The following is a 22,595-nucleotide window of genomic DNA, read 5'->3' as shown; positions in this document are numbered from 1 at the left end:
GCGCCCTACGGCCGCGACGGATCTATTTTCGCCAGGTCGATCACATGCAGTCTGGGCGCGCCCGTACGCCGCGTGACGAGCGACCCGATCGGCGCCCCGTAGGAGGGGCGCAGGGTGTATCGCTCGACGCGATAGGTTCCGATACCGCTCGCATCCGCCTTGGCGGGCATGAAGCGGCGTGCTTCGACATGCTTGACCAGCGGCTTCGCCCATTGCGTACCCTTCGCGGGACGCAGAATCTCGACCTCGCCAGGCCGGCCGTCGGGCCGGATCCAATAGCCGATATCGGCCCATTTGATGTCCGGACTGTCGAGCTTGGCATTAATGAACGCGGCCATCGTGTCGTTGTCGTCGATCGCAACCCCTGACGGTCCTGATTGGCTGAACTCGGGATAACGCGGCTCGTGCAGCATCACGGGTCCCGTCCCGCCCGCGCCGCGCAACGCGGCGATCAGTTCGTCCGTCCCGCGCTCATCGCCCTTCGCGATGGCGATCCGCGCCCGCAGCACGGGCAGCACCCCGGCGAAACGGGCATCCTTGCCATAGCTGCGCTCGAGTTGCTCGAGCAGGCTGCGCGCCCGCGCCAGATCCTGGACACTGAGCGCCAGCCACGCGCGGCGAAAGGTCAGCCCCGCGGCGATGTCGGTCTTGCCGGCGCGCTCTGCCTCTCCGGCCACTGCGCGATAGACGCGGTCGGCATTGGCCGGGTCGCCGAGCTTGGCCCACATATCGCCCAGGCGACCGGAGACGCTCAACGCCTGCGAATGCTCACGGCCCAGCGCGTCGCGCACCACGGCAACGCTCTCGCGCGTGGCGTAGCGGAACTCCTTGTCGTCACCCTCATGCTCGGTCACGTCGGCATAAGTGGAGTAGAGGTCCGAAACCGGACCAGGCAGGCGCGCCGCATATTGCCTGTTTCGCGAAATCGCGCGTCGCAGGATCGCCTTGGCCTCGACATAGCGACCTGCGGCAAACCCCTCCTCGCCCGCCTTCATGGCGGCGCGGATCTCTTCTTCGGGCGGACAGCCGCGCGCGAGGCACTTTTCCAGCGCGTCGCGCATCCGGTGTCCGGTGACGACGACATCCGGCGCTGGGGCTGGCGGCTGAGTCCCAGCCTGTTGGGTTGCCATTGCAAGGACAATCAAAAGCATCGGCGCCGCTCCCCCCAATTTCGCCCGGGCAGGACCAGGGAGAAGCTAGGGCGGAGCGACGCCGGTGACAAGAATGCCCCTAGTCCTTGAAGAGCGCCGCCGCCGCCCGCGCCCTGTCCCTTGCCCGACCGACCGCGGGCGCGCGCGCCGCGGTGAGGCGATCGGTGATCGCCTTGGGCGCGGTTTCGGGGCGCCCGGCGTTGAACGGCGGCTCCGGCGCATATTCCATCGTCAGCTGGATGGTCTGGGCAGCTTCCGGGCTGCGCAGCAGCGCCGCGACGGTCAGCCCGAAATCGATCCCCGCCGTCACGCCCCCGCCGGTGATGCGGTTGCGGTCGACCTCGACCCGCTTGGTCGATGGGATTCCGCCCATCAACGCCACGACGTCGCGCACCGTCCAGTGGCTCGCGGCGCGATAACCGCGCAGCAGCCCCGCCGCGCCGAGCAGCAGTGATCCGGTGCAGTCGCTGGTGACATAGCGCGCGGTCTTGCCGTGATGCGCGAAGAACTCGACCACCTCGCGGTCCTCCATGCACGCCACCGTGCCGTCCAGTCCGCCCGGCGCGAACAGCACGTCGAGATTGTCCGGGCAGTCGCGAAAGGCGGTCGACGGTGTCACCGGGATGCCAAGGTCGGTCGGCACAGGATCAAGCGTCTTCCAGACAAGATGGATCTCGCTGTGCATCAGATTGAACACGGTGAGCGGGCCGACCAGGTCCTGCATCACCATCTTCGGATGCACCAGCATCGCGATCTTCGGCCGATCCGGCCCCGCCCCCGCCTTGCCGAGCACACCATGCATCGGCCGCGCCGGCTGGCCGTGCCCCGTGTGCCCGCCATGACCGGCCTGCCCTGCCTGGGCATAGGCCGCCTGGCTCATCGCGAGCATGTAGCTCGACAACCCCGCCGCGCCCATCGTCTGGAGGAACTGGCGGCGCCCCTTCGGGTTTGCCGCGCTCGACCGATCGTCTTCCATGCCCTGTCTCTCCGGATCGCCGCGCCTGTGCCCGGCCTTCGACGCCGACCTATCGCCAGGCGGGTCCGGTCGAAAGGACAAGCGCCGGTCAATTCCCGCCAGCGGTTCCGCGGTTCGGCGACGCAAATCGCGCGCGATAGGCCAGTGGGTTCACGCCGAAGCGGCGCACGAACACGCGGCGCAGATTCTGCTCGTCGCCGAACCCCGCCGCCGACGCCACCTGCTTGAGCGAAAGCCGCGTCGATTCGAGCAGCCCGGTCGCGGCCTCGACCCGCATCGACTCGACCGTGCGCGCCGGCGTCGATCCGATGCTGGCGGCATAGGCGCGGGTGAACGAGCGCTCCGACATGCCGGCGCGTGCCGCCAGCTGCTCGACGCGCAGGTCGCGCGTCAGATTCTCGCGCATCCAGGCATGAAGATCGGCGAACCGCTCGTCCTTGCCGCTCTGAAGCAGCAGCGGGACCGAGAATTGCGCCTGCCCGCCCGGCCGCTTCATGAACACGACCAGTCGCCGCGCCGCCTCGATCGCGACGCGATGACCATAATCCTGCTCGATCAGCGCCAGCGTCAGATCAATCCCGGCGGTGACGCCGGCGGAGGTCCAGAATTTGCCATCGTTGACATAGATCGAATCGGGCTCGACGCTGATCCCCGGGTGGCGCGCCTGAAGCGTCGCGGCCCAATGCCAGTGCGTGGTCGCGCGGCGACCCTCGAGCAAACCGGCGGTGGCGAGGATGAATGCGCCGGCACAGATCGAACAGACGCGGCGGATGTCCCCCTGGTTCGCGATCAGCCATTCGACCAGCTCGGGCGGCGCGATCGGCCCGTCCCCGGTGCTGCCGCCACCGACGATCACCGTGTCGAAGTCCAGCCCCTCAAGATCGGCGAGCTTGCGGGTCACGATCGGCATCCGCGCCGATGTCTGGACCTCGCCGCCCTTCACCGACGCGACGATCGTCTCATAGCGTTCGGGCGTCCCGCGCTGCCGCTCGCTCGCCCCCAGCGCCTGTAGCGGTCCGCTGATATCCAGCAGGTTGATGCCGTCGAACGCCAGGATCAGGGTACGGATCGGAGCGTTGCGTTCCATTGGGCCTCCAGCACCGTGATCGGCGCGCCAAACGATCGTCTGTCTCGGGTCTTCGCGAGACGATATAGGTGAGGCGAGACAAATGCCATTGCGTTTTATCACGATATACGCGACATAGTCTCGCAATACGTTACAACGGAGGGCGTGAATCGTGACAGTTGCAGAGCGGACAGGGGCGGCGGTTGCCAGCGGCGTGCGGATGACGGGTGGCGATGTGCTGGTGGCCGGACTGCATCGGTGGAATGTCGACACGGTGTTCGGCGTCCCCGGCGTCCAGCTCGACGAACTGTTCGACGGGCTTCAGCGCGGGCGCGGCGATATCCGCGTGCTCCACAGCCGCCACGAACAGGGCGCGGCCTATATGGCGCTGGGCTATGCGATGGTCACCGGCAAGCCGGGCATCTGCGCCGTGGTCCCCGGCCCCGGCCTGCTCAACGCGGGCGCGGCGCTGTCGACCGCCTATGCCTGCAACGCGCGCGTGCTGTGCCTCACCAGCACCGTCAACAGCGCGCTGATCGACCGCCGCTATGGCGCGCTGCATGAGATCAACGACCAGGACGGCCTGCTGCGCAGCCTGACCAAGTGGAGCGCGCGTGCGACCCATGCGAGCGAAATCCCCGGTCTGCTCGACGAGGCATTCCGTCAGCTGCTGACCGGCCGCCCGCGTCCGGTGGCGCTCGAAATTCCGCCCGATGTCCTCGCCCAGACCGGCTTCTTCGCCTATCCCGACGCGCTGCCCTCGCTCGCCAACCCGCTCGCCGATCCGGCCGCGATCGATCAGGCCGCGACGCTGATCGCAGGCGCGCGTAACCCGATGATCGTCATCGGCAGCGGCGCGCAGGAAGCGGGCCGTGAGGTTCGCGCGCTCGCCGAACTGATCCAGGCGCCGATCGTCAGCCGCCATATGGGCCGCGGCGTCGTCCGCTCGGACGACGACTATGCCCTGCCCGCCGCCGCCGCGCTGCCGCACTGGCCGGAAGTGGACGTGGTGATCGGCATCGGATCGCGCCTGACCCAGCTGCGCGAATGGGGCATGGGCGGCGGCCTCAAGGTCGTGCACATCGACCTCGACCAGACCGAGATCAACCGCATCGCTCCGCCCGCCGTCGGCATCGTCGCCGATGCGGCCGAAGCCACCGCGAAGCTGGTCGAGGCACTGGCGGCCAAGAGCCTGTCGCCCGCGCCGCGCACCGCCGAATTCGCCGCGATCCGCGCCGCCTTCCGGGAGGAAGTCGCCGCCGAGATCCAGCCGCAGGTCGGCTATCTCGACGTGATCCGCGCGGCGATGGCCGAGGACGACGTGTTCGTCGATGAGATGACGCAGGTCGGCTATGCCTCGCGCTACGCCCTCCCGATCTACACGCCGCGCAGCTACGTCAATTCGAGCTATCAGGGCACGCTCGGCTATGGCTTCGCCACCGCGCTCGGCGCGCAGGTCGGCGCCGGCCAGCGCCGGGTGATCTCGGTCAATGGCGATGGCGGGTTCATGTACACCATGCCCGAGCTGGCGGCCGCGGTGCTGCATCGCATCCCGCTGATCGCGATCGTGTTCAACGACGGCAATTTCGGCAATGTCCGCCGCATCCAGGCGAACAAATATGGCGGCCGCCTGATCGCGTCGAACCTGCACAATCCGGACTTCGTGACGCTCGCCCAGTCGTTCGGCGCCACCGGCCTGCGCGCCGAGGGACCGGAAGGCCTCGCCGCCGCGCTGGCGACCGCCAAGACCGTCGACGGCCCGGTGCTGATCGAAGTGCCGATGGACTCGGATTCGACCGCCTCCCCCTGGAAGCACGTCCATGGTCGCAAGGTCCGCTGAGCGCCGCCCGTCGGCGGCCACGGTCGATATCCTGCGTACCTTGGTCGGGTTTCCGACCGTCAGCCGGGATTCGAACCTCGACCTGATCCACTGGGTACGCGACTATCTCGCCGCGCACGGGGTGGAGTCGGTGCTGAGCCATGGCGCCGATCCGGGCAAGGCGAACCTGTTCGCCACGATCGGATCGGGCGAAGGCGGCATCGTCTTGTCCGGCCACACCGACGTCGTGTCGGTCGATGGCCAGGACTGGAGCAGCGACCCGTTCGTGCTGGAAGAGCGCGACGGGAAGCTGTTCGGGCGCGGCACCTGCGACATGAAGGGCTTCATCGCCGCCGTGCTCGCCAAGGTGCCGGCGCTGGCCGCGGCGGAGCGTACGGAGCCGGTCCACCTCGCCCTCTCCTTCGACGAGGAGATCGGGTGCAAGGGCGTCGGCTATATGCTCGACGACCTGGTCGCGCGCGGCGTGCGTCCGCGCGGCTGCATCGTCGGCGAGCCGACCTCGATGGACGTCGTCATCGGGCACAAGACGGGCAGCGCCTATGGCTGCACCGTGCGCGGGCTCGAGGCGCACAGCTCGCTCGCGCCCTATGGCGTCAACGCGATCTTCTTCGCCGCGCGCATCATCGCGCGGATCGAAGCGATCGGCACGCGCCTGCGCGAGAGCGAACCCCGCAACGAAGGCTACTCGGTCCCCTACTCGACCGTATCCATCGGCGTCATCGAAGGCGGCCAGGCCAGCAATATCGTCCCGGCGATCTGCAAGTTCCGCTTCGATATCCGCACCCTGCCCGACACCGACCCGGACGCGATCATTGCCGAACTGCGCCACTATATCGACAGCGAACTGCTGCCCGAGATGCGCGCGGTGAGCGAGACCGCCGATATCGAAATCGTGATGAACGGGCGCGTCCCCGGTTTCGCGGTCGAGGCAGAGGCGCCGCTGACCCGCTATGTCCAGCGGCTCGCGGGGTCCAACGCGGCGCCGGCGTTCGTCGCCTATGGATCGGAAGCCGGGCTGTTCCAGGCGAAGAATATCCAGTCGGTGCTTTGCGGCCCGGGATCGATCGAGCAGGCCCACAAGCCCGACGAGTTCGTCACGCTCGAACAACTCGCCCGGTGCGAGGACTTCCTAGACCGGTTGCTGGTTACGCCATTCCCGGACTGACCGGCCTCAGGCCTCGCTATCGTCGCCTTCGCGCTCAGGCATGAGCGCGGAGAGCGCGCCTTCGGCATATTCGTTCTGCAGCCGCGCGGCGGTGTAGCGGACCTGCGCCAGCAGATCCTCGTCGGGATCGGGCATCAGCAGCGACGAGGACAGGATGACGCCGACGGTGCCCGCGATCAGACCATCCGGCTCGAAGATCGGCGCGGCGACGCCGCCCAGGCCAGTGCCGCGCGGATTGGCCTCGAAATCGACGCCGTAGCGCTTGAGGTTGGCGATCACGCGCGGCGGGGTCGGCTTCTGGTTCTCGAAGAAATAGATCAGCCGCGCGGCGGGTGAATTGGGCAGGGTCAGCAGCGTGCCCGGGTGGATCATGATCCCCGGCTCGAACTGGTTCTGCACCGAATGCACCACCATCGCACCGCCGCGAGTGGGTGTAGCGAGCAGCGAAGTGTGGCCGGTCGCGTTGAACAGGTCCTGCAGGAACGGTCGCGCGAGCTGGACCAGGTTGCTGCGATAGACCGCCGCACGGCCGAATTTCAGCAGCTTGCGCCCGAAGACATAGCCCTCGCCCTCGCGCGCGCGATCGACCAGGCCGAGACGGGTCAGCGTCTGGAGGTGTCGCGAGACACGCGCCTTGGTCATGTCGAGCTGACGCGCCATGTCGGTGACGCGCACCGGGTCGGACGCTTCGGTGAGCACCTCCAGGATCTGGACGGTGACTTCGACGCTCTTCACCCGGGCTGAGCCGGCGTCGTCTTCCATGCCTGCGGTCGGATCGCTCATCATTGCCCCCTAACATCGCTCGTCACGATAAGCGAGACGCCTGCTTGTCCAAGGGCTTGCAAGCCCAGGTCCCCCACCCGACCACCCAACGCGAATACCTTGCGGATGACCGGGTGAGAGCACATGCCGGCGCCGCCAGCGGCGCCGGAATTCTCAACGCCAGAGCGTGAAGGCGCAGGACGATCCGGTGCCACCCTCGGTCCGGTACAGCTTCTGATAGTCGACCACGTCCATCGACAGCCCGGCCGCGTCCATCGCCGCCGAGGTCGCGATCCAGCTCTTGCACTCCGAGGTGCCTGCCATCAGCTCGTTCTGCGGGATGGCGCGGAGCCAGTCATGGTCGCGGGTGCGCATCGCCTCCAGGAAGCGCGCGTCCCATTCGGGATCGACGACGAAATGGGTCAGGCCGCCGGTGGTGAGCACGGCGACGCGGGCATCGCTGTCCCACGCCGCGATCGCCCGTGCCACCGCGCTGCCGAAATCATGGCTGCGCGCCGCGCTGGGGCTGTTGTCGTAATACCAGCAATTGACGTCCACCGGCACGTGCGGCCGGATATGGTCGCGCATGATGTTCTTGTAGAGGAACCCGTATGCGTGCGGCATCCCGAACAGCAGCGACTTGTCGTTGTTGACGGTCGGCTTCTCGTGACACAGCGTCACGTCGAAGCTGCTCTCGCGCACCAGATGGCGGGCGAGATGCGTACCGAATTCGCGATGGCCGGGATAGACGGTCGGCGCATCGGGTAGATGGCCGTGATCCGAAATCTCGATCCCGACGGGAAGACGGGTCTTCTGCACATCTGTACGCGGGATATTGGCGATCTCGTCCGCCGCGATCACCGCGAAGGTCGGGACCATTTCCGAGAAGATCTCGTGCTGATCGTTGCCGATGATCACGACCACGTCGGGATCCGCCGCCTTATAGGCGTCGTGGAGCGCATCCATCGCCGCGAAGCTCTTGTCCAGCGCCGCCTGCCGGGTCGGCAGATCGAGCAGCGCCCCGATATTCTCACCCACGCGCTCCGCCTCGAGCTCGGCGTAGCGCAGCTTGCGGCCCTTGAACCACAACGGGATCCCGTCCTGGCGGTCCCGCTCGGCGCGAATGTCCCAGTCATGAGCAAGCGTGTGCAGCTGCGGCGTGTGTGCGCATCCGATGCCCAAAACGATCTTCGCCATGCTTCCTCCGACCGATTGACGCGATAATCTGTTACGCTATGCGTTACTTCGTAGCGTAATGCGATATAAAAATGGAGAGATAGCGATGAAACTCGTCACATTCGACGCGGGCAACGGCGCGCTGGTGGGAGCCATCGCCGGAGACGGGTCCATCGTCGATCTCGCGGCGGCAGCGCCGGCTGCGGGGCGACCCATGTTCTCGTCGATGCTGGCGCTGATCGAAGGCGGCGACATCGCGCTCGAAGCCGCGTCGGATATCGTCGCGCGCTATCGCGGCAACCATGGTTTCGACCCGGCCTATGTCCGCTATCTGCCGCCCTTGCCCGTGCCGAACTCGATCCGCGACTTCGCCAATTTCGAGCTGCACTGCCTTCAGGCGCTGGAGGCGAGCATGCGGATGCGCGCGGCGAGCCAACCCGATCCGGAGGCCGCCTATGCCGGCTTCAAGGCGAGCGGCGCCTATGACCTGCCCGCGAGCTGGTACCAGCGGCCCTATTATTTCAAGGGCAACCGCATGACCTGTTCCGGCCATGGGTCGGAGATCCAGTGGCCACGCTTCAGCGGTACGATGGACTATGAACTGGAGTTCGCCGCCGTGATAGGTAAGCGCGGCGCCGACATCGCCGAGGCCGACGCCCCGGATCACATCTTCGGCTACATGATCTACAACGACTTTTCGGCGCGCGACGAGCAGGTGCGCGACCAGCAGTTCCGCATGGGCCCGTCCAAGGGCAAGGATTTCGACACCGGCAATGCGATGGGGCCATGGATCGTCACCCGCGACGAACTGCCCGACGTCTCCAGCCTGGCGATGGAATCGCGCATCAACGGCGTGGTCCAGGGGCGCAGCAATTCGAGCGGAATGCAGTTCAACTTCGCCCAGTGCATCGCCTTCGTCTCGCGCGACGAGACGCTCTACCCCGGCGACGTGTTCGGATCTGGCACGGCGGGCAATGGCTGCGGATTCGAAACCGGCCGCTATCTCGAACCCGGCGATATCATCGAGCTGGAGGTCGAGGGGATCGGCATCCTGCGCAACACGATCGGCGAACGTCGGGCATGAGCCTGCGCGACGCGATCCTGGGCAAGACGGAAGCCGATTTCCGTGCCGCAGCCGCCCGGATCGCGCCGCACGCGATTATCACCCCGTTGCTCGCCGCGCCCGCCCCGGAGGGCCGCGAGATCCGCATCAAATGCGAAAATCTCCAGCCCGGCGGCTCGTTCAAGATCCGCTGTGCCGCCAACAGCGTCGAACAGCTTTCTGACGATGCGGCCGCGCATGGCCTGGTGACGGCGAGCGCGGGCAATTTCGCACCCGCCGTCGCGATGGTCGGCGCGGCGCGCGGCTTTCGGCTGACCTGTCACGTTCCGGCCAATGCCGCGGCGGTGAAGCTTGCGGCGCTGGAGCGGCTGAACGTCGCAATCGTGCCGCACGCCTTTCCCGACTGGTGGCGGATCATGCAGACGCGCGACGCCGGGGATCCCGACGCGCTGTTCCTCCATCCGGTGTGCGAGGAGCACGGTATCACCGGCAACGGCACGATGGCGCTGGAGCTGGTCGAGCAATGGCCGCAGGTCGATACCGTGATCGTGCCGTTCGGCGGTGGCGGGATGATCTCCGGCATCGCCGCGGCGATGCGCGCGATGCGGGTCGGGGTGAAAGTGCTGGCGTGCGAGATCGACGCCGCCGCCCCCCTCGCCGCCGCGTTCGCCGCGGGCCACCCTGTCCCGTTCGAGCGCGGCGCGACCTTCGCGAACGGCGCGGGCACCCAATCGGTGCTCGACATCATGTGGCCGCTGCTGCGCGAGCTGATCGACGGCGTGATCGTGGTCAGCGAAGCCGAGGCGCTAACGGCGTTCCGCACCCTAGCCCATGACAGTCATCTGATCGTCGAGGCGCAAAGCGCGATCGCCTATGCCGCAGCGCGCTCGCCCAACCTTAGCGGGCGGAACGTCGTGGCGATCCTGTCGGGCGGCAATATCGATCCTGCCGCCCTGCTCGCCAACCTCTCAGCCTGATGTCGGCAAGCCGACCGCCGGACTGCCTTCCGCCGGCTGGTCCTGCCGCCGCTGCGCGTCCGCGCGCTGCGCTTTCCACGCGCGCGGGTTCACGAACCAGATGCACGCCGCCGACATCGCCGGCAGGATCATGAACAGGATCAGCGCGGACTGGTAGGACTGCGCCGCGTCGTACATCCGGCCCATCACCCACGGACCGGTGGCCGAGCCCAGATTGGCCATCGCCGTCAGGAGGCCCGTCAACAGCCCCAGATGCTGGGTGCCATAGGTGTGACGCGAGATCACCGGACCGTCGACCATTACGCTCGAATGACCCATCGCGCGCACCACGATATAGCACATCAGCACGATCGGGTTGGTCAGCGCGAACGACAGGATCGCGCAGGTGGTGAGCAGGAAATACAGTCCCGCCAGCCCGCGGTTGGAACTACGGTCGAGGATATTGCCCGCCAGCACCCGGCCAAAGATCGCGACGACGCTGATCGCGCTGACCGCCCACGCCCCTTCGTCCTTGCTGAGGCCGGCGTCGAGCAGCATCAGCACCTGATGCTGGGTCAGCGCCTGATCGACGATGGTGACGAGGAAGAAAGCGATCGACATCAGCCAGAAGCTCGATCCGCGCATCATCTTGCCGAAATACTCGCGTACGCCGACGCTCTCGCTGGCGTCGCTGGCGCTCGCCGCCTGCTCGGTGATCGGCACGCGCAGCATCCCGTAGATCAGCGCCGGGATCGCGACGAGCCAGATGCCCGCGGACAGTGCGGCCATGCCGTTGCGCCAGCCGAATGCCTGGATCAGTTCGGCGGTGACGATGGGCATGACCACGCCGCCGATCGCGGTGCCGAGCAGTACCATCCCGGTCGCGGTCCCCTGCGATGCGCGGAAGGTCCGCCCGACCAACACGAAGCACGAGACCATCGCGCCCGGCCCGGCGATGCCGAGCAGCACGCCGACCGCATAATAGCTCGTCAGCCCGCCGACAAATGCGAACCCGAGCAGTGCGAAGCCGCCGACGACGATGGAGGTCATCAACGCCTTCCACGCGCCCGCGATGTCGAGGAAGCGCCCGAACACCAGGCAGGAGATCACGCCCGTCAGATATTTTGCGGTGGCGAGCAGGGTCGCCTGCTCGCGCGTCCAGCCGAAATCCTTGATCACCTCCGGATAGATGAACGGCAGCGCATAGGCCGGCGCCGAGAATCCGAAGAACAAAGCGGTGATCGCGATCGCCAGCACGCGCCAATTGGCGCTGAACTCATCGCGGAATGCCTGGTTGAACTGAAACATCCCGTACCCTCTCGAAGCGCTTCAGATCTTCGCCACCCTGATAGTCTGAAGCTGCATATATTCTTCCAGCCCATAGAGGCCGAATTCGGTGCCGACACCCGATTGCTTGGCGCCGCCGAACGGCGCGTCGGGTGAGATGCTGGCGTGATCGTTGACCCAGACGGTCCCGGCCTCGAGCCGCTGCGCGAGCGCGGTCGCGGCGTCGACGTTCGACGACCAGACCGATCCGCCCAGGCCATTCTCATTGGCGTTGGCGCGCGCGAGGGCGTCCTCGGGGTCCGAATAGCGGATGACCGGCAGGATCGGGCCGAACTGTTCCTCGTCCACCACCCGCATCCCGTCGGTCACGTCGACCACGACCGAGAGCGGGAAGAAATAACCGTCGCGATCCATCGGCTCGCCACCGGCCAGGAAGCGGCCGCCCTGCGCCCGCGCATCGTCGGCGAGGGTGCGGACCAGATCGAACTGCGCGCGGTTCTGGACCGGGCCAAACTGGCTGCCGGACTCGCTTCCCGCGCCGACCACCGCCGCACGCGCCATCTCGGCAAGCTTGTCGGCGAGCGCATCGTGCAGGCTGTCATGGACATAGACACGCTTCACCGCGGCGCAGATCTGGCCGCTGTTGCCGAATGCCTTGGCGAAGATCTTCGCCGCGATCTTGTCGACATTGGCGTCGGGCAGCACGATCGCCGCGTCGTTGCCGCCCAGCTCGAGCGTCAGCCGTTTGAGGTTCGCCGCGCCGCTCGCCATGATCGAGCGGCCGGTCGGCGTGGAGCCGGTGAAAACGATCTTGTCGATGCCGCGATGCTCGGACATTGCCCGGCCAATATCGCCCTCGCCGGTCACGGAGTTGAGCACGCCCGCCGGCAGATGCGCATTGGCGATCTCGACCATGCGCAACGCGGTCAGCGGCGTGTAGGACGATGGCTTCATCACCACCGTATTGCCCGACAGCAAGGCCGGGATGATGTGCCAGATCGCGATCATCACCGGGAAGTTCCACGGGCTGATCGACGCGACCACGCCCAAGGGCTTCCGATGCACCTCGATCCGGACGCTGTCGTCGTCCTTGATGACATCGACCGGCGGGCGTAGCGCCGCGGTGGCGCGCGCCCAGCCGACCGACCCCATGATCTCGCCACCGGCATTGGGGACCGGCTTGCCCTGCTCGTTCGACAGGAGCTTCGCCAGTTCGTCCTTCGCGCCCTCCAACGCGTCGGCAATCGCTAGGATCGCCCGCGCCCGCTCATCGATCGGTGTCGCCGCCCAGCTTGGGAATGCGCGGCGCGCTGCATCGACTGCACGGTCAAGGTCGGCGCGGCTCGCCAGCGGGGCATCCGCGAACGGCTGCCCCGTGGCGGGGTCGATCACTGCGAAGGTTTCCGCCGTCGCCAGCGCTTTCCCGTCGACGATCAGGCGGACCCCGGTCACAGCTTGAACAGCTTCTGCGCGGTGCCGCTCTTCACCAGCTTCGCGGCGGCGGGATCGAGCGCATTCACCCGAGCGAGGCAGCCCGCCATGTCCCCGATATTATGGGGATAGTCCGATCCGTACATCACTCGCTCCGGTCCGCCCGCGACCTCGATACACAGGTCGAGCGCGCTCTTCTCATAGACGACCGTGTCATAATAGATGCGGCGAAGATAGCTCGACGGCTTGTCCTTGATCTTCTCCGAACAGGCCGGGATCATTTCGTGGCAACGGTCGAGCCGGCCAGCGAGATAGGGCAAGGTGGCGCCGCCATGCCCGGCGATGATCGCCAGGTTGGGATAGCGGTCGATGAACCCGTCGAGGATCATCCGCGATACCGCCAGCGTGGTATCGAACATGAAGCCGATCGGCGGCACCAGGCCATATTCGCTCAGTTCCATCTCCGCCGAGCCTTGCGGCGCGGTGGGGTGGACCAGCACCGGCAGCGCCAGATCGTCGATCGCCTGCCAGATCGGCGCGAACTGCGGCGCGGTCAGGCTCTTGCCGTCGATATTGGCGCTGACGAATACGCCGACCGCGCCCTGGACGACGGCTTCGGCAAGCACCTCGACCGCGCGCTCGGGATATTGCCAGGGCAAGGTCGCGAAGAAGCGGATGCGGTCCGGGAACCGCCCCTGCTGATACGCCATGTGTGCGTTCATCTCGCGCGACACGCGGGTGCTCACCGCCTCCCCTCCCCAGTATGCGCTGGGGCAGGTCAGGGAGACGATGGCGATGTCGACGCCGGCCTTGTCCATGTTCGCGACCCGCAGATCATAGTCGAACATCTCGGGGAAGAGCGTGACGAACGGCGCGCCGCTCATCCACACGCTGTCCTGCCCCGCCGCGGTCGGCTTGACCCCATATTTGGGGGCGCCATGCGCGCGGATATCGTTCAGCCATGCCTCGCTCAGCATGTGCGTGTGGACGTCGATCACCGGCACCGACGACATGGTCACTTCTCCAGGTTGATGCGGTTGGACAGGCGGCCGAGCCCGTCGATCTCGACGTCGCACAGCTTGCCGTCATAGCCCGACAGATAGGTGCCGATATTGCCGCGTGGGTGCTTCTCGGTGCCCTTCGACGCGGTGCCGGTGTGGATGCAATCGCCCGGCTCCATCGTGAACCATTTCGACGCGGTCGAGATGACCTGTTCGACCGGGAAGAAGTAGTTGGCGGTCGAATCGTCGGTGAAGCACTCGCCGTCGATATAGCCGCGCACCAGCAGCTTGTTGGGGTCCGGCACCTCGTCCTTGGTCGTCAGCCACGGGCCCATCGCCGCGAACGTATCCGCCGCCTTGGACTTGGAGTGATAGATGAACAGCAGCCAGTTATTGTCATCCTCGAACTGCGGGCGCCACGCGGTGTGGTGGGGCTTGACGATGTCGGCGGTCTGCTTGAGCGCGATCGAATCCTCGCCGAACTTGACGCCGCTCGCGGTGACGTCGTTGGTCAGAGTGTAGCCGAACACATAGTCGAGCGCCTTTTCGGGCGGCACGTTCTTGGCGGTCTTGCCGAACACCACGACAGGCTCCGGCTCGGGGATCGACGGGCCGTGATCCTTCAGGATGTCGATCGTCTTGTTGTGGCCGGTAAGCGCCGAACGCCCCTTGATGAAGAACATCGGCGCCGTCATCGGCTTCATCGCCTTGCTGTTCAGGTTGTTGTTGTTGACCGCACAGCCCAGGATCTTCGATGGGCGCGGGTTCGGCGCCATCCAGTCGGTGCTCGCCGACAGGTCGATCACCGGCAGCTTGCCGGCAAGCGCAGCCTGGATCGCCTCGTTCGCGGTGTCGAGTCCGGCATTGCCCGCCTCGATCAGGTCTTCCATCCAGCGATAGGCGTCCAGCGCCACCGCCTTGTCGTCGGCGACGCGGGCAATCACCGTCGGCTTGCCATCAATTCGGATCGTACCCAGTTTCATGCCGTCGACTCCCTAGATCTTATCGATTGTTCAGATGGTTTCGGTCGCGTCCTCGGGGATCATCCCCATCGCGATCTGATATTCGCGCTTCACCGCTTCGGGTTGGCCGACCTGGTGCTGATAGTCGGGCCGGTTGATCCGGTATTGCAGCGTGTCGCCCAGCCTCCGGCTCTCCTCGAGCGTCATCGACGCGGTGAAGAGCTCCTTGTGCTTGATCGGCAGCTCGACGCACTTGTTGAACTCGGCGTCGCGGATCACCGCCTTGGGATCACCCTCGCCCGCCTCGACGCGCTTCATGTCGGCTTCGAACGCGCGGCGCATCATCACGATGCCCCAGTCGCTCTTGCCCAGATGCTCCTTGGTGCGGTCGGCGATCGTGCCCTGGCCGACCCAGGCAACGATGTCCTGGTTCATCACATGGCTGGTGATCCACTCACCATTGGCGTCCTTCACCGGGCCGGTCCAATAGGGGATGCGCTTCTGGACGAACGGCTCGCGGTCGGCCGGCACGCGATGGAACATCCAGGTCACCGACAGCGTGTTCTCGTCGTCGATCGGCACGCGCCATTCGATATGGTCGCCCAGGAAGAAGGCGTTGGGCCACAATGCGGTCGCGCCGACCGTCCAGTGCGGATTGTCCTTGTCGGTATCCTCGCGCACGCGCTTGTAGATATGGCCGAACTCGAACTCCTCGAACGCCAGCTCCAGGTGCGTCGGGCCATAGCTGCCGTCGCCCTTGAGCACCGAGGTCCAGTTGCGATGCATCCATTCGAAATGGACCGGATCGCAGCTATTCTCCTGGCACTGGAACCAGTTGCAGGGAACGTCGGCGAACACGATCTGCTGGAACCCGTTAGCCCAGGTGAACGGCTCCCAATTCGGCACCAGCGGCGCCGGCTGCGGCCCCATATAGGCCCACAGCATCCCCGCCTTCGCCTCGACCGGATAGGCCTTGGTGCGGATCTTGTCCTTGAAGCGCGCCTTGGGGTTGGCGATGTCCTCGAACGGCTGTTCCAGGCACTGACCCGAGCTTGCGAAGCACCAGCCATGATAGCTGCAGCGCAGGCCGTCGTCCTCGACGATGCCGTTGAGCATGTCGGCGCGGCGGTGCGGACACTGCCGGTCGATCAGGCCATAGCTGCCGTTCTTGGACTTGAACGCGACCAGATTCTCGCCGAGCAGCCGCACCGGCTTGACCCCCAGCTCATCGACCTCGGCGACCGCGGCAAAGGGGTGCCAATAGCGGCGTAGCAGCTCGCCCATCGGCGTGCCCGGCCCAACCTGCGTGAAACGTTGATTCTGTTCGGCCCTCACCGCGTCAACTCCATCCTCTCATGAGACAAGTTATGGAACTTGGAACGCTATGCGCAACATATACCCTCAGGAGTTGCGTATAGTGAAACAAATGCTAGGATCGCTGCATGACAGACCGCGACTTGCGACGCCGCGCCCCGGATACGCCCGCCTCGATCGCCACGGTGGCGACCGCCGCCTGGATTCTCGACTTCCTGGCAGAGAGCGAACGCCCGATCGGCGTGCAGGAAATGGCGGAGACGCTGGGCATGACCAAGTCGCGCGTGTCTCGGCATTTGAGCAATCTCGAGATGCTCGGACTGGTCTCGCGCGGCAGCGCCGGGCGCGGCTTCCAGCTCGGCTGGCGGATCGGCCGCTGGGGCCAGATCGCCGCCGGCCGGATGCAGCTCCCCCAGCTGCTTCGCGCGCCGCTCGAGGAACTCAACGCGTCGAGCGGCTGCACCGTGCTGCTGTGCACCGTCGCCGGCGGGGATGCGGTGGTGATGAGCTGCCTGCCCGCGCGCGCGGCGATGCGGATCGACGTCCAGCCGGGGCTGATGCTCAGCCTGCCCGAATCGCCGACGGCGCGCGTCTGCTTCGCCTTCCAGCCGCGCGAGCGGCGGCACGAGATTCTCGATCATGCGGAATCGCGCGGCGACAATTTCCGCATCGACGATCGCGAAACCTTCGAACGCGAAATCGCAGGCGTGCAGGCGCGCCATTACAGCTGGGGCGTCAACAAGTTCGGCATCGGTCACAGCGCACTCGCCGCGCCGATCTTCGATCGCGACACGATCGTCGCCGCCGTGACGGTGATGCTGGCGAGTGACGCGATGGCGCCGGGTCCGCCCGAGCCGTGGCTGGTCGAATCCCTACTCGCCTGTGCCCAGCGCTGCTCACACGCGCTGGGCTCGCGCCACATCTATCCGCGCGGCTGACCCGTAGCCAGCGCCAGCGCGTCCGCGATCACCGCGCGGTCACCGACATGGTTCATCAGGATCAGGTTGAGCCGCATCGCGACCTTCAGGCTGTTCTCGACCGACTCCCCGTCGAGAATGCCGATCAGCCGCTCATAGACATCATCGACGCCATTGATGTTGGGATCGGTAATCAGACCGCTCATCTCAATTCCCCTTCGCGCGTTCGATCGCGGCCTGGATCGCTGCCACGTCGGGCTGGCGCCAGCGGGCGCAGACATGGTGGTCGGGCCGGATCAGGCAGGCCGACCCCGGCGCCATCGCATAGCGCTCGCGCAACACATCATCGCCCTCGCCCACCGCGATCGCGACGAGCCCTTCAACCTCCGGCACATCGCCATCGACCAGCAGCGTGAACCCGGCAGCCAACCTCTCCAGCAGCCAGCCGTCACCGGCCGGGGCGTCGAGCGCGGGATAGCCCGGCGCGACGCCCAGCCCCTGCCAATCATCGCCATCGGGCGTATTCAGCGCGCTGCCAGGCAGTGCGACCGCGGTCGACAGCCGTCCGGAATTCACGAACGGGCGGGCGAACGGCACTTCGCTCGCCAGCTCGAGCACGGCATCGCGCAGGATGCGGCTCGCCGCCGATTTAGGCGTCATGAAATCGGTCGAACGGCTCGAGTTCAGGATATTTTCGTCGGCGATCGTGATCGCCTCGTCATTATAGCTTTCGAGCAGCCCCGCCCCGGCCTCGCCGCGCAGGATCAGGTCGAGCTTCCAGCCGAGATTGTCGACATCGGCCAGCCCGCCATTGCAGCCGCGCGCGCCGAACGGCGAGACGAGGTGCGCGCTATCGCCCGCGAAGATCACCTTGCCATGGACAAAGCGCGCCATGCGGCGGCACTGGAAGGTATAGACGCTGTACCACTCCTCCTCGAACGCGACGTCGTCGCCCAGCATTGCGCGGACCAACGGCTCGACATTCTCGGGCCGCATCGCCGCCGCGCGATCGATGTTCCAGCCGAGCTGGAAATCGAGCCGCCAGACATCGTCGGGCTGCTTGTGCATCAGCGCCGACTGGCCGGGGTTGAACGGCGGATCGAACCAGAACCAGCGCTCCGACGGCCGCTCGCCCTTCATCTTGACGTCGGCGATCAGGAAATTGTCCTCGAACACCCGCCCGTCGAAATCGAGCCCCAGCTGCGTGCGCACCGCCGAGCGGCTGCCGTCGCACGCGATCACCCAGCCGGCGTCGATCGTGTAGTTGCCGCCCGCGGTCTCCACCGCGATCAGCGCGCCGTCGGCATTGGGCGCGATCGCCGACAGCCTGTGCCCCCAGCGCAGCTCGACATTGGGCAGCGCGGCGAGCGCGTCGATCAGCCGCTCCTCGACATGATATTGCTGGATGTTGATGAAGCCGGGACGCTTCTGGTTCTTCACCGGCAGCATGTCGAACTGGAATACCGGATCGGCGCGATCCCCCCAGAACACCTTGCCCACATTCCAGATCACGCCCTTGTCGACGATCGCATCGCCGACGCCGAGCCGATCGAAGATGTCGAGCGAGCGCTTGGCGAAGCAGATCGCCTTCGATCCCGCCGCAACGAAATCGAGCTGCGAGAGCACGACGACGCGATGTCCCCGGCGCCCGAGATCGAGCGCCATCGCCAGGCCGATCGGCCCCGCGCCGACCACGATCACGGGAGCCGACTCATGCGCACTCGCCGGGGCGGGTGTGGCACCCATTTCGCGCCACACCGGAATGTTGGGCAAATTGGCCATCGGATCAGCCCTGCAGCTGCGCCCAGACCTCGCGGTCGCGCTCCATCGTCCAGATGCGCGGCCGCTCGATCCCGTCGAACTCGTCCCACAAGCGCTGGACGTTGAACGGCAGGCAATGCTCGAAGATCGGCCAATGCCCGAATTTGGGGCCGAGCGCGGTGTGCGTCGCCTCGAACGCGTCCTTGAGCGTGCCGCCATTCTTGTGCGCCGCGCCGACATGCTCGATCATGCCGTTCAGGAACTCGCGCGTCTGCTCGACCGCTGCGTCCACCGCCGCGCGGCCATGTGCAACCGCGCCGCGCCCGCCGATCAGATGCTCGGCCTGATACGCCTTCACCTTGTCGAGCGTTCCGGTCGCCCAGTCGAAATGGAAGGCGTCACCGGTGTAGAGCGCGGCCTGCGCTTCCACCAGATCGCCCGCGAACAGCGTGCCGGTCCTCTCGTGCCACACGACGATGTCGCCCTCGGTGTGCCCGCGCCCGCAGAATTGCAGATCAATCCGTCCGCGATCCCCGCCCAGGTCGATGGCGTAGCTGTTCGAGAAGGTGATCGACGGACGCGTCAGCCCAGGGATCTCCTCATGCTGCTTGAACAGGCGCGGCATGCGGCCGAACTCGCTTGCCCAATCCTGCTCGCCGCGCTCCTCGACCAGCGCCGCGGTTGCGTTGCTCATGATGATGTCCTGCGCGTCGAATGCGCTCGCACCCAACACGCGTACGGCATGATAGTGGGTCAGGATCAGATAGCGGACCGGCTTGTCGGTATGCTCGCGCAGCTTCACCAGCCAGTCGCGCGCGGCAGCGGGTGTCGCACGCGCTTCGATCGCGACGATGAAATCCTCGCCCTCGATCACGCCGACATTGGGGTCGCCCTCGGCGGTCAGCGCGTAGACGCCGTCCGCAACGATTTCGAGGGTCTCGGTCTTTTCCGTCAGGTCTGTCGACGATGCAAACGGCTTGGCCATTCTAGTTTACTCCGCTCAATTCTGGCTGACGGCGGCGATCGCGTCCGCGACCCGCTCGACATTGTTGCTGTTGAGGCCCGCGACATTGACGCGGCCCGAGCTGGTGAGATGGACGTGATGGTCACGGCGCAGCGTCTCGACGCCCTCGGGCGAGATGCCGAGCATCGTGAACATGCCGCGCTGGTTCGCGATGAAGCCATAGTCGCGCCCGCCATGCTCGGCGAGCCGCGCCGCCAGCCGCGCGCGCATCCCGTTGATCCGCTCGCGCATCGTGGTCAGCTCGCCGGTCCAGCCTTGCCGCAATTCGGCATCGCTCAGGATGCGCGCGACGATCGCCGCACCATGATCCGGCGGCATCGACCAGAGCGTGCGCGCCACCGGCAGCGAATGCGCGTGCGCAAGGACCGCCGCCTGCTCATTCCCGCCGACCAGAGTCAGCGCGCCGACACGCTCGCGATAAAGCGCGAAATTCTTGGAATAGGAGCTGGCGACCAGGAATTCGGGGATCCGCGTCGCCAGCAGGCGCAGGCCCGCCGCGTCCTGATCGACGCCGTCGCCAAGGCCCAGATAGGCCAGGTCGACCAGCACCGCCGCGCCCACCTTCGCCACCAGATCGGCGACCGCGCTCCACTGGTCGAGGTCAAGGTCGGCGCCGGTCGGGTTGTGGCAGCAGCCATGCAGCAACAACGTGTCGTTCGCGCCGAGATCGGCGAGCGTCGCCATCATCTCGTCGAAGCGCAGCGCGCCCGTCGCCATGTCGTAATAGGGATAGACGACGACCTCATGCCCGCTGGCCTTGAGGATGCCGGGATGGTTGGGCCAGGTCGGGCCGGGGATGAATACGCGCCCGCCGGGACGCAGCTTGTAGAGAAGGTCCGACGCCAGCCGCAGCGCGCCGGTGCCGCCTGGTGCCTGAATCGTGCGGCTGCGCGCGAACCCGTCGCTGCCTTCGCCGAACAACAGTCCGCGCGTCTGCGTATTATAGTCGGCATTGCCCGCTGAAGAGAGATAGCGCTTGCTCGGCTGGGTCTCGACCAGCCAGCGCTCGGCGGCCTTCACACAATCCAGAACCGGGACCTGCCCCTGCTCATCCTGATAGATGCCGATGCCCAGATCGACCTTGTCGGGGCTGGTATCGCGCGCGAGCAATTGGGCCAGCCCGAGGATCGGATCGAGCGGCGGCTCGGCGAGTTCTGCGAACATTGTGATCTCCAGTTGTTTCGTTATACGATACGCTGTGACGTTATACGTTACAATAGCCAGTCGAAGGGCCGCAATGCGAAACGCCGAAAAATGCCGGTGATGGCAGGGATTGATCGCCGATGTGCGTGATCTGCGCCATGCCCCCTGCCGGTGCGGCGATACCCTCCCCGCACTCGCCCTCGGTTGATGCCGAACGCCGCGCAGCGGGCGTCGCCTTTCTCGCACGTCATCCAACCTTCGATCTGCACGCCCATCCCGGCCGCTTCTTCATGGCCGGCGCGCAGCGTAGCGCCTTTGTCGATTCCTATCCCGCGCCCGATCCGGAACAGGCGGTCGCCGATATGCGTCATGGCGGGCTTGCCGGTGCAATGTTCGCGACCGTTGCCGACCTCGCCGTCCTCGGAAAGACCGAGCGCGGCCTCGGCGCGACCCGTGCCTTCACCCCAGGCGAGGCCCATGAAGATCATCTGCGTCAGATCGACGCGGCGCGGTTGCTGTTCGACACGACCGATATCGCCCTCGCCCGCAGCTGCGCCGACATCCGCGCCGCACACGCCTCGGGCGGTCTCGCCGGGTTCATCTCGATCGAAGGCGGCGACTTCATCGAGGACCAGCTCGAACGGATCGCGCAGGCCGCGGCATTGGGCGTCCGCTCGATCACGATCATACACTATAGGGTCAACCAGATCGGCGACACCCAGACCGAAGCGCCGGTGCATCACGGCCTCACCCCGCTCGGTCGCGCGACGATCAAGGCTATGGAGGATGCCGGGGTGCTGGTCGATCTGTCGCATGCCAGCTTCGATACGGTGAAGCAGGCCACCGCCATCGCGACGCGGCCGATGCTGCTGTCGCATTCCAACATCGCACCGATCGCCGGTCCGCATCCGCGGCTGATCTCGCCCGAGCATGCACGCCTCGTCACCGCGACCGGCGGCGTGGTCGGTTGCGTGCCGGCGGGCTTCGCCCAGGCGAGCTTCGAGGATTTCGTCGAGACGATCCTGCGCATGATCGACCAGCTTGGCGTCGATCATGTCGCGATCGGGACCGACATGGATTTCACCTACCGCAGCGTGCTGCCCAGCTACCGCGACTGGCCCGCCCTCGCCGGAACCCTGCTCGCGCGCGGACTGACCGAAGACGAAGCCGCAAAAGTGATGGGCGGCAATGCGATGAGGATCTTGGCATGAACGACACGACACGGCCCGGCATCGAATATTTCCCCGGCGGTCGCCCCGGCTCACCCTTCTCCCGCGCCGTCCGCGTCGGCGACGTGCTCTATCTGTCGGGCAAAATCGGCAATCTGCCCGACGGCAGCAAACCCACCGGCCTCGCCGCGCAGACCCGCCAGACGATGGAGAACATCAAGGACGAGCTCGCGACCTTTGGCCTCGGCATGGATGCGATCTTCAAGTGCACCGTGATGCTCGCCGACATGGACCAGTGGCCCGAGTTCAATGCGGTCTATCTGGAGTATTTCCCGGCGGACCGCCTGCCAGCACGCAGCGCGTTCGGCGCGGCCAAGCTCGTCGGCGGCGCGCTGACCGAAGTGGAATGCCTCGCCTATATGCCGTGCTGA

Annotated in this window: 21 protein-coding genes; 7 read left to right on the top strand and 14 right to left on the bottom strand. The window is 66.4% G+C overall.

All coding sequences use genetic code 11. The features are described from left to right. Nucleotides 1–5 precede the first annotated feature (5 nt). The 3 genes from AC07M1_RS13555 to AC07M1_RS13545 form a co-directional block, all read right to left on the bottom strand. Complete coding sequence (locus tag AC07M1_RS13555) at nt 6–1,130, bottom strand: tetratricopeptide repeat protein (protein WP_495163147.1); 1,125 nt, start codon at nt 1,128–1,130, stop codon at nt 6–8. A gap of 100 nt (nt 1,131–1,230) precedes the next feature. After that, nucleotides 1,231–2,127, bottom strand: coding sequence for a DJ-1/PfpI family protein (locus AC07M1_RS13550; RefSeq protein ID WP_495163146.1), 897 nt, complete (start codon nt 2,125–2,127; stop codon nt 1,231–1,233). 88 nt (nt 2,128–2,215) lie between these two features. Continuing rightward, the gene (locus tag AC07M1_RS13545) at nt 2,216–3,214 is read right to left on the bottom strand and encodes a GlxA family transcriptional regulator (protein WP_495163145.1); all 999 of its coding nucleotides are present in this window, start codon (nt 3,212–3,214) and stop codon (nt 2,216–2,218) included. Nucleotides 3,215–3,365: 151 nt separating this feature from the next. On the opposite strand from AC07M1_RS13545, the gene AC07M1_RS13540 reads away from it, so the two are divergent. Both AC07M1_RS13540 and argE read left to right on the top strand, forming a co-directional pair. Continuing rightward, nucleotides 3,366–5,033, top strand: a complete 1,668-nt coding sequence (locus tag AC07M1_RS13540; protein WP_495163144.1) for a thiamine pyrophosphate-dependent enzyme — start codon at nt 3,366–3,368, stop codon at nt 5,031–5,033. Beyond that, the gene (argE, locus tag AC07M1_RS13535; protein WP_495163143.1) at nt 5,014–6,198 is read left to right on the top strand and encodes an acetylornithine deacetylase; all 1,185 of its coding nucleotides are present in this window, start codon (nt 5,014–5,016) and stop codon (nt 6,196–6,198) included. The genes AC07M1_RS13540 and argE overlap by 20 nt, the downstream gene beginning before the upstream one ends. 6 nt (nt 6,199–6,204) lie before the next feature. On the opposite strand, the gene AC07M1_RS13530 is transcribed toward argE, so the two are convergent. Both AC07M1_RS13530 and AC07M1_RS13525 read right to left on the bottom strand, forming a co-directional pair. Continuing rightward, the gene (locus AC07M1_RS13530) at nt 6,205–6,981 is read right to left on the bottom strand and encodes an IclR family transcriptional regulator (protein WP_495163142.1); all 777 of its coding nucleotides are present in this window, start codon (nt 6,979–6,981) and stop codon (nt 6,205–6,207) included. 153 nt (nt 6,982–7,134) lie between these two features. Further along, nucleotides 7,135–8,157 carry a DODA-type extradiol aromatic ring-opening family dioxygenase gene (locus tag AC07M1_RS13525; RefSeq protein ID WP_495163141.1) on the bottom strand — a complete coding sequence of 341 codons (1,023 nt, stop codon included), beginning with the start codon at nt 8,155–8,157 and terminating at the stop codon, nt 7,135–7,137. A gap of 85 nt (nt 8,158–8,242) precedes the next feature. Here AC07M1_RS13525 and AC07M1_RS13520 point away from each other — a divergent pair, with 85 nt between their 5' ends. Both AC07M1_RS13520 and AC07M1_RS13515 read left to right on the top strand, forming a co-directional pair. After that, nucleotides 8,243–9,220, top strand: a complete 978-nt coding sequence (locus tag AC07M1_RS13520; protein ID WP_495163140.1) for a fumarylacetoacetate hydrolase family protein — start codon at nt 8,243–8,245, stop codon at nt 9,218–9,220. Further along, entirely contained in the window at nt 9,217–10,176 is a 960-nt protein-coding gene (locus AC07M1_RS13515) for a threonine ammonia-lyase (RefSeq protein ID WP_495163139.1), read from the top strand. The genes AC07M1_RS13520 and AC07M1_RS13515 overlap by 4 nt, the downstream gene beginning before the upstream one ends. On the opposite strand, the gene AC07M1_RS13510 is transcribed toward AC07M1_RS13515, so the two are convergent. From AC07M1_RS13510 to AC07M1_RS13490, 5 genes are read right to left on the bottom strand one after another with little or no spacing between them, the layout of a single operon-like run. Beyond that, entirely contained in the window at nt 10,168–11,463 is a 1,296-nt protein-coding gene (locus AC07M1_RS13510; protein WP_495163138.1) for an MFS transporter, read from the bottom strand. The genes AC07M1_RS13515 and AC07M1_RS13510 overlap by 9 nt on opposite strands. Before the next feature lie 21 nt (nt 11,464–11,484). Further along, nucleotides 11,485–12,894: an aldehyde dehydrogenase family protein gene (locus AC07M1_RS13505; protein ID WP_495163137.1), complete on the bottom strand. Its 1,410-nt coding sequence runs from the start codon at nt 12,892–12,894 to the stop codon at nt 11,485–11,487. Beyond that, nucleotides 12,891–13,886, bottom strand: a complete 996-nt coding sequence (locus AC07M1_RS13500; RefSeq protein WP_495163136.1) for an amidohydrolase family protein — start codon at nt 13,884–13,886, stop codon at nt 12,891–12,893. The genes AC07M1_RS13505 and AC07M1_RS13500 overlap by 4 nt, the downstream gene beginning before the upstream one ends. A 2-nt stretch (nt 13,887–13,888) precedes the next feature. After that, the gene (locus AC07M1_RS13495) at nt 13,889–14,857 is read right to left on the bottom strand and encodes a fumarylacetoacetate hydrolase family protein (RefSeq protein WP_495163135.1); all 969 of its coding nucleotides are present in this window, start codon (nt 14,855–14,857) and stop codon (nt 13,889–13,891) included. A 30-nt stretch (nt 14,858–14,887) separates the two neighbouring features. After that, nucleotides 14,888–16,171, bottom strand: a complete 1,284-nt coding sequence (locus AC07M1_RS13490; protein WP_495163134.1) for a Rieske 2Fe-2S domain-containing protein — start codon at nt 16,169–16,171, stop codon at nt 14,888–14,890. 107 nt (nt 16,172–16,278) lie between these two features. Between AC07M1_RS13490 and AC07M1_RS13485 the strand changes: the two genes are divergently transcribed. Next, nucleotides 16,279–17,088 (top strand): IclR family transcriptional regulator, encoded by an 810-nt coding sequence (locus AC07M1_RS13485; RefSeq protein ID WP_495163133.1) that lies wholly within the window; start codon nt 16,279–16,281, stop codon nt 17,086–17,088. Here the strand turns inward: AC07M1_RS13485 and AC07M1_RS13480 are convergent. Genes AC07M1_RS13480 through AC07M1_RS13465 form a run of 4 tightly spaced genes read right to left on the bottom strand, consistent with a single transcriptional unit; the run spans nt 17,073 to nt 21,016 of the window. Beyond that, a complete protein-coding gene (locus AC07M1_RS13480; RefSeq protein ID WP_495163132.1) occupies nt 17,073–17,273 on the bottom strand; it encodes a DUF2783 domain-containing protein in 201 nt (66 codons plus the stop codon). The two genes, AC07M1_RS13485 and AC07M1_RS13480, sit on opposite strands and share 16 nt — an antisense overlap. Nucleotide 17,274: 1 nt before the next feature. Beyond that, entirely contained in the window at nt 17,275–18,849 is a 1,575-nt protein-coding gene (locus AC07M1_RS13475) for an FAD-dependent oxidoreductase (protein ID WP_495163131.1), read from the bottom strand. A 4-nt stretch (nt 18,850–18,853) separates the two neighbouring features. Further along, entirely contained in the window at nt 18,854–19,813 is a 960-nt protein-coding gene (locus tag AC07M1_RS13470; protein WP_495163130.1) for an MBL fold metallo-hydrolase, read from the bottom strand. A gap of 15 nt (nt 19,814–19,828) precedes the next feature. Then, the gene (locus tag AC07M1_RS13465) at nt 19,829–21,016 is read right to left on the bottom strand and encodes an amino acid aminotransferase (protein WP_495163129.1); all 1,188 of its coding nucleotides are present in this window, start codon (nt 21,014–21,016) and stop codon (nt 19,829–19,831) included. Between the two features lie 119 nt (nt 21,017–21,135). On the opposite strand from AC07M1_RS13465, the gene AC07M1_RS13460 reads away from it, so the two are divergent. Both AC07M1_RS13460 and AC07M1_RS13455 read left to right on the top strand, forming a co-directional pair. After that, the gene (locus tag AC07M1_RS13460) at nt 21,136–22,206 is read left to right on the top strand and encodes a dipeptidase (protein WP_495163128.1); all 1,071 of its coding nucleotides are present in this window, start codon (nt 21,136–21,138) and stop codon (nt 22,204–22,206) included. Continuing rightward, on the top strand, nt 22,203–22,595 hold the full coding sequence (locus AC07M1_RS13455) for a RidA family protein (RefSeq protein ID WP_495163127.1): 393 nt from the start codon (nt 22,203–22,205) through the stop codon (nt 22,593–22,595). The genes AC07M1_RS13460 and AC07M1_RS13455 overlap by 4 nt, the downstream gene beginning before the upstream one ends.

The organism is Sphingomonas sp. GW821-FHT10C01, assembly GCF_059415525.1.
The sequence above is the reverse complement of the archived record's forward strand: the minus strand, read 5'-3'. Positions and strand labels throughout refer to the sequence as shown.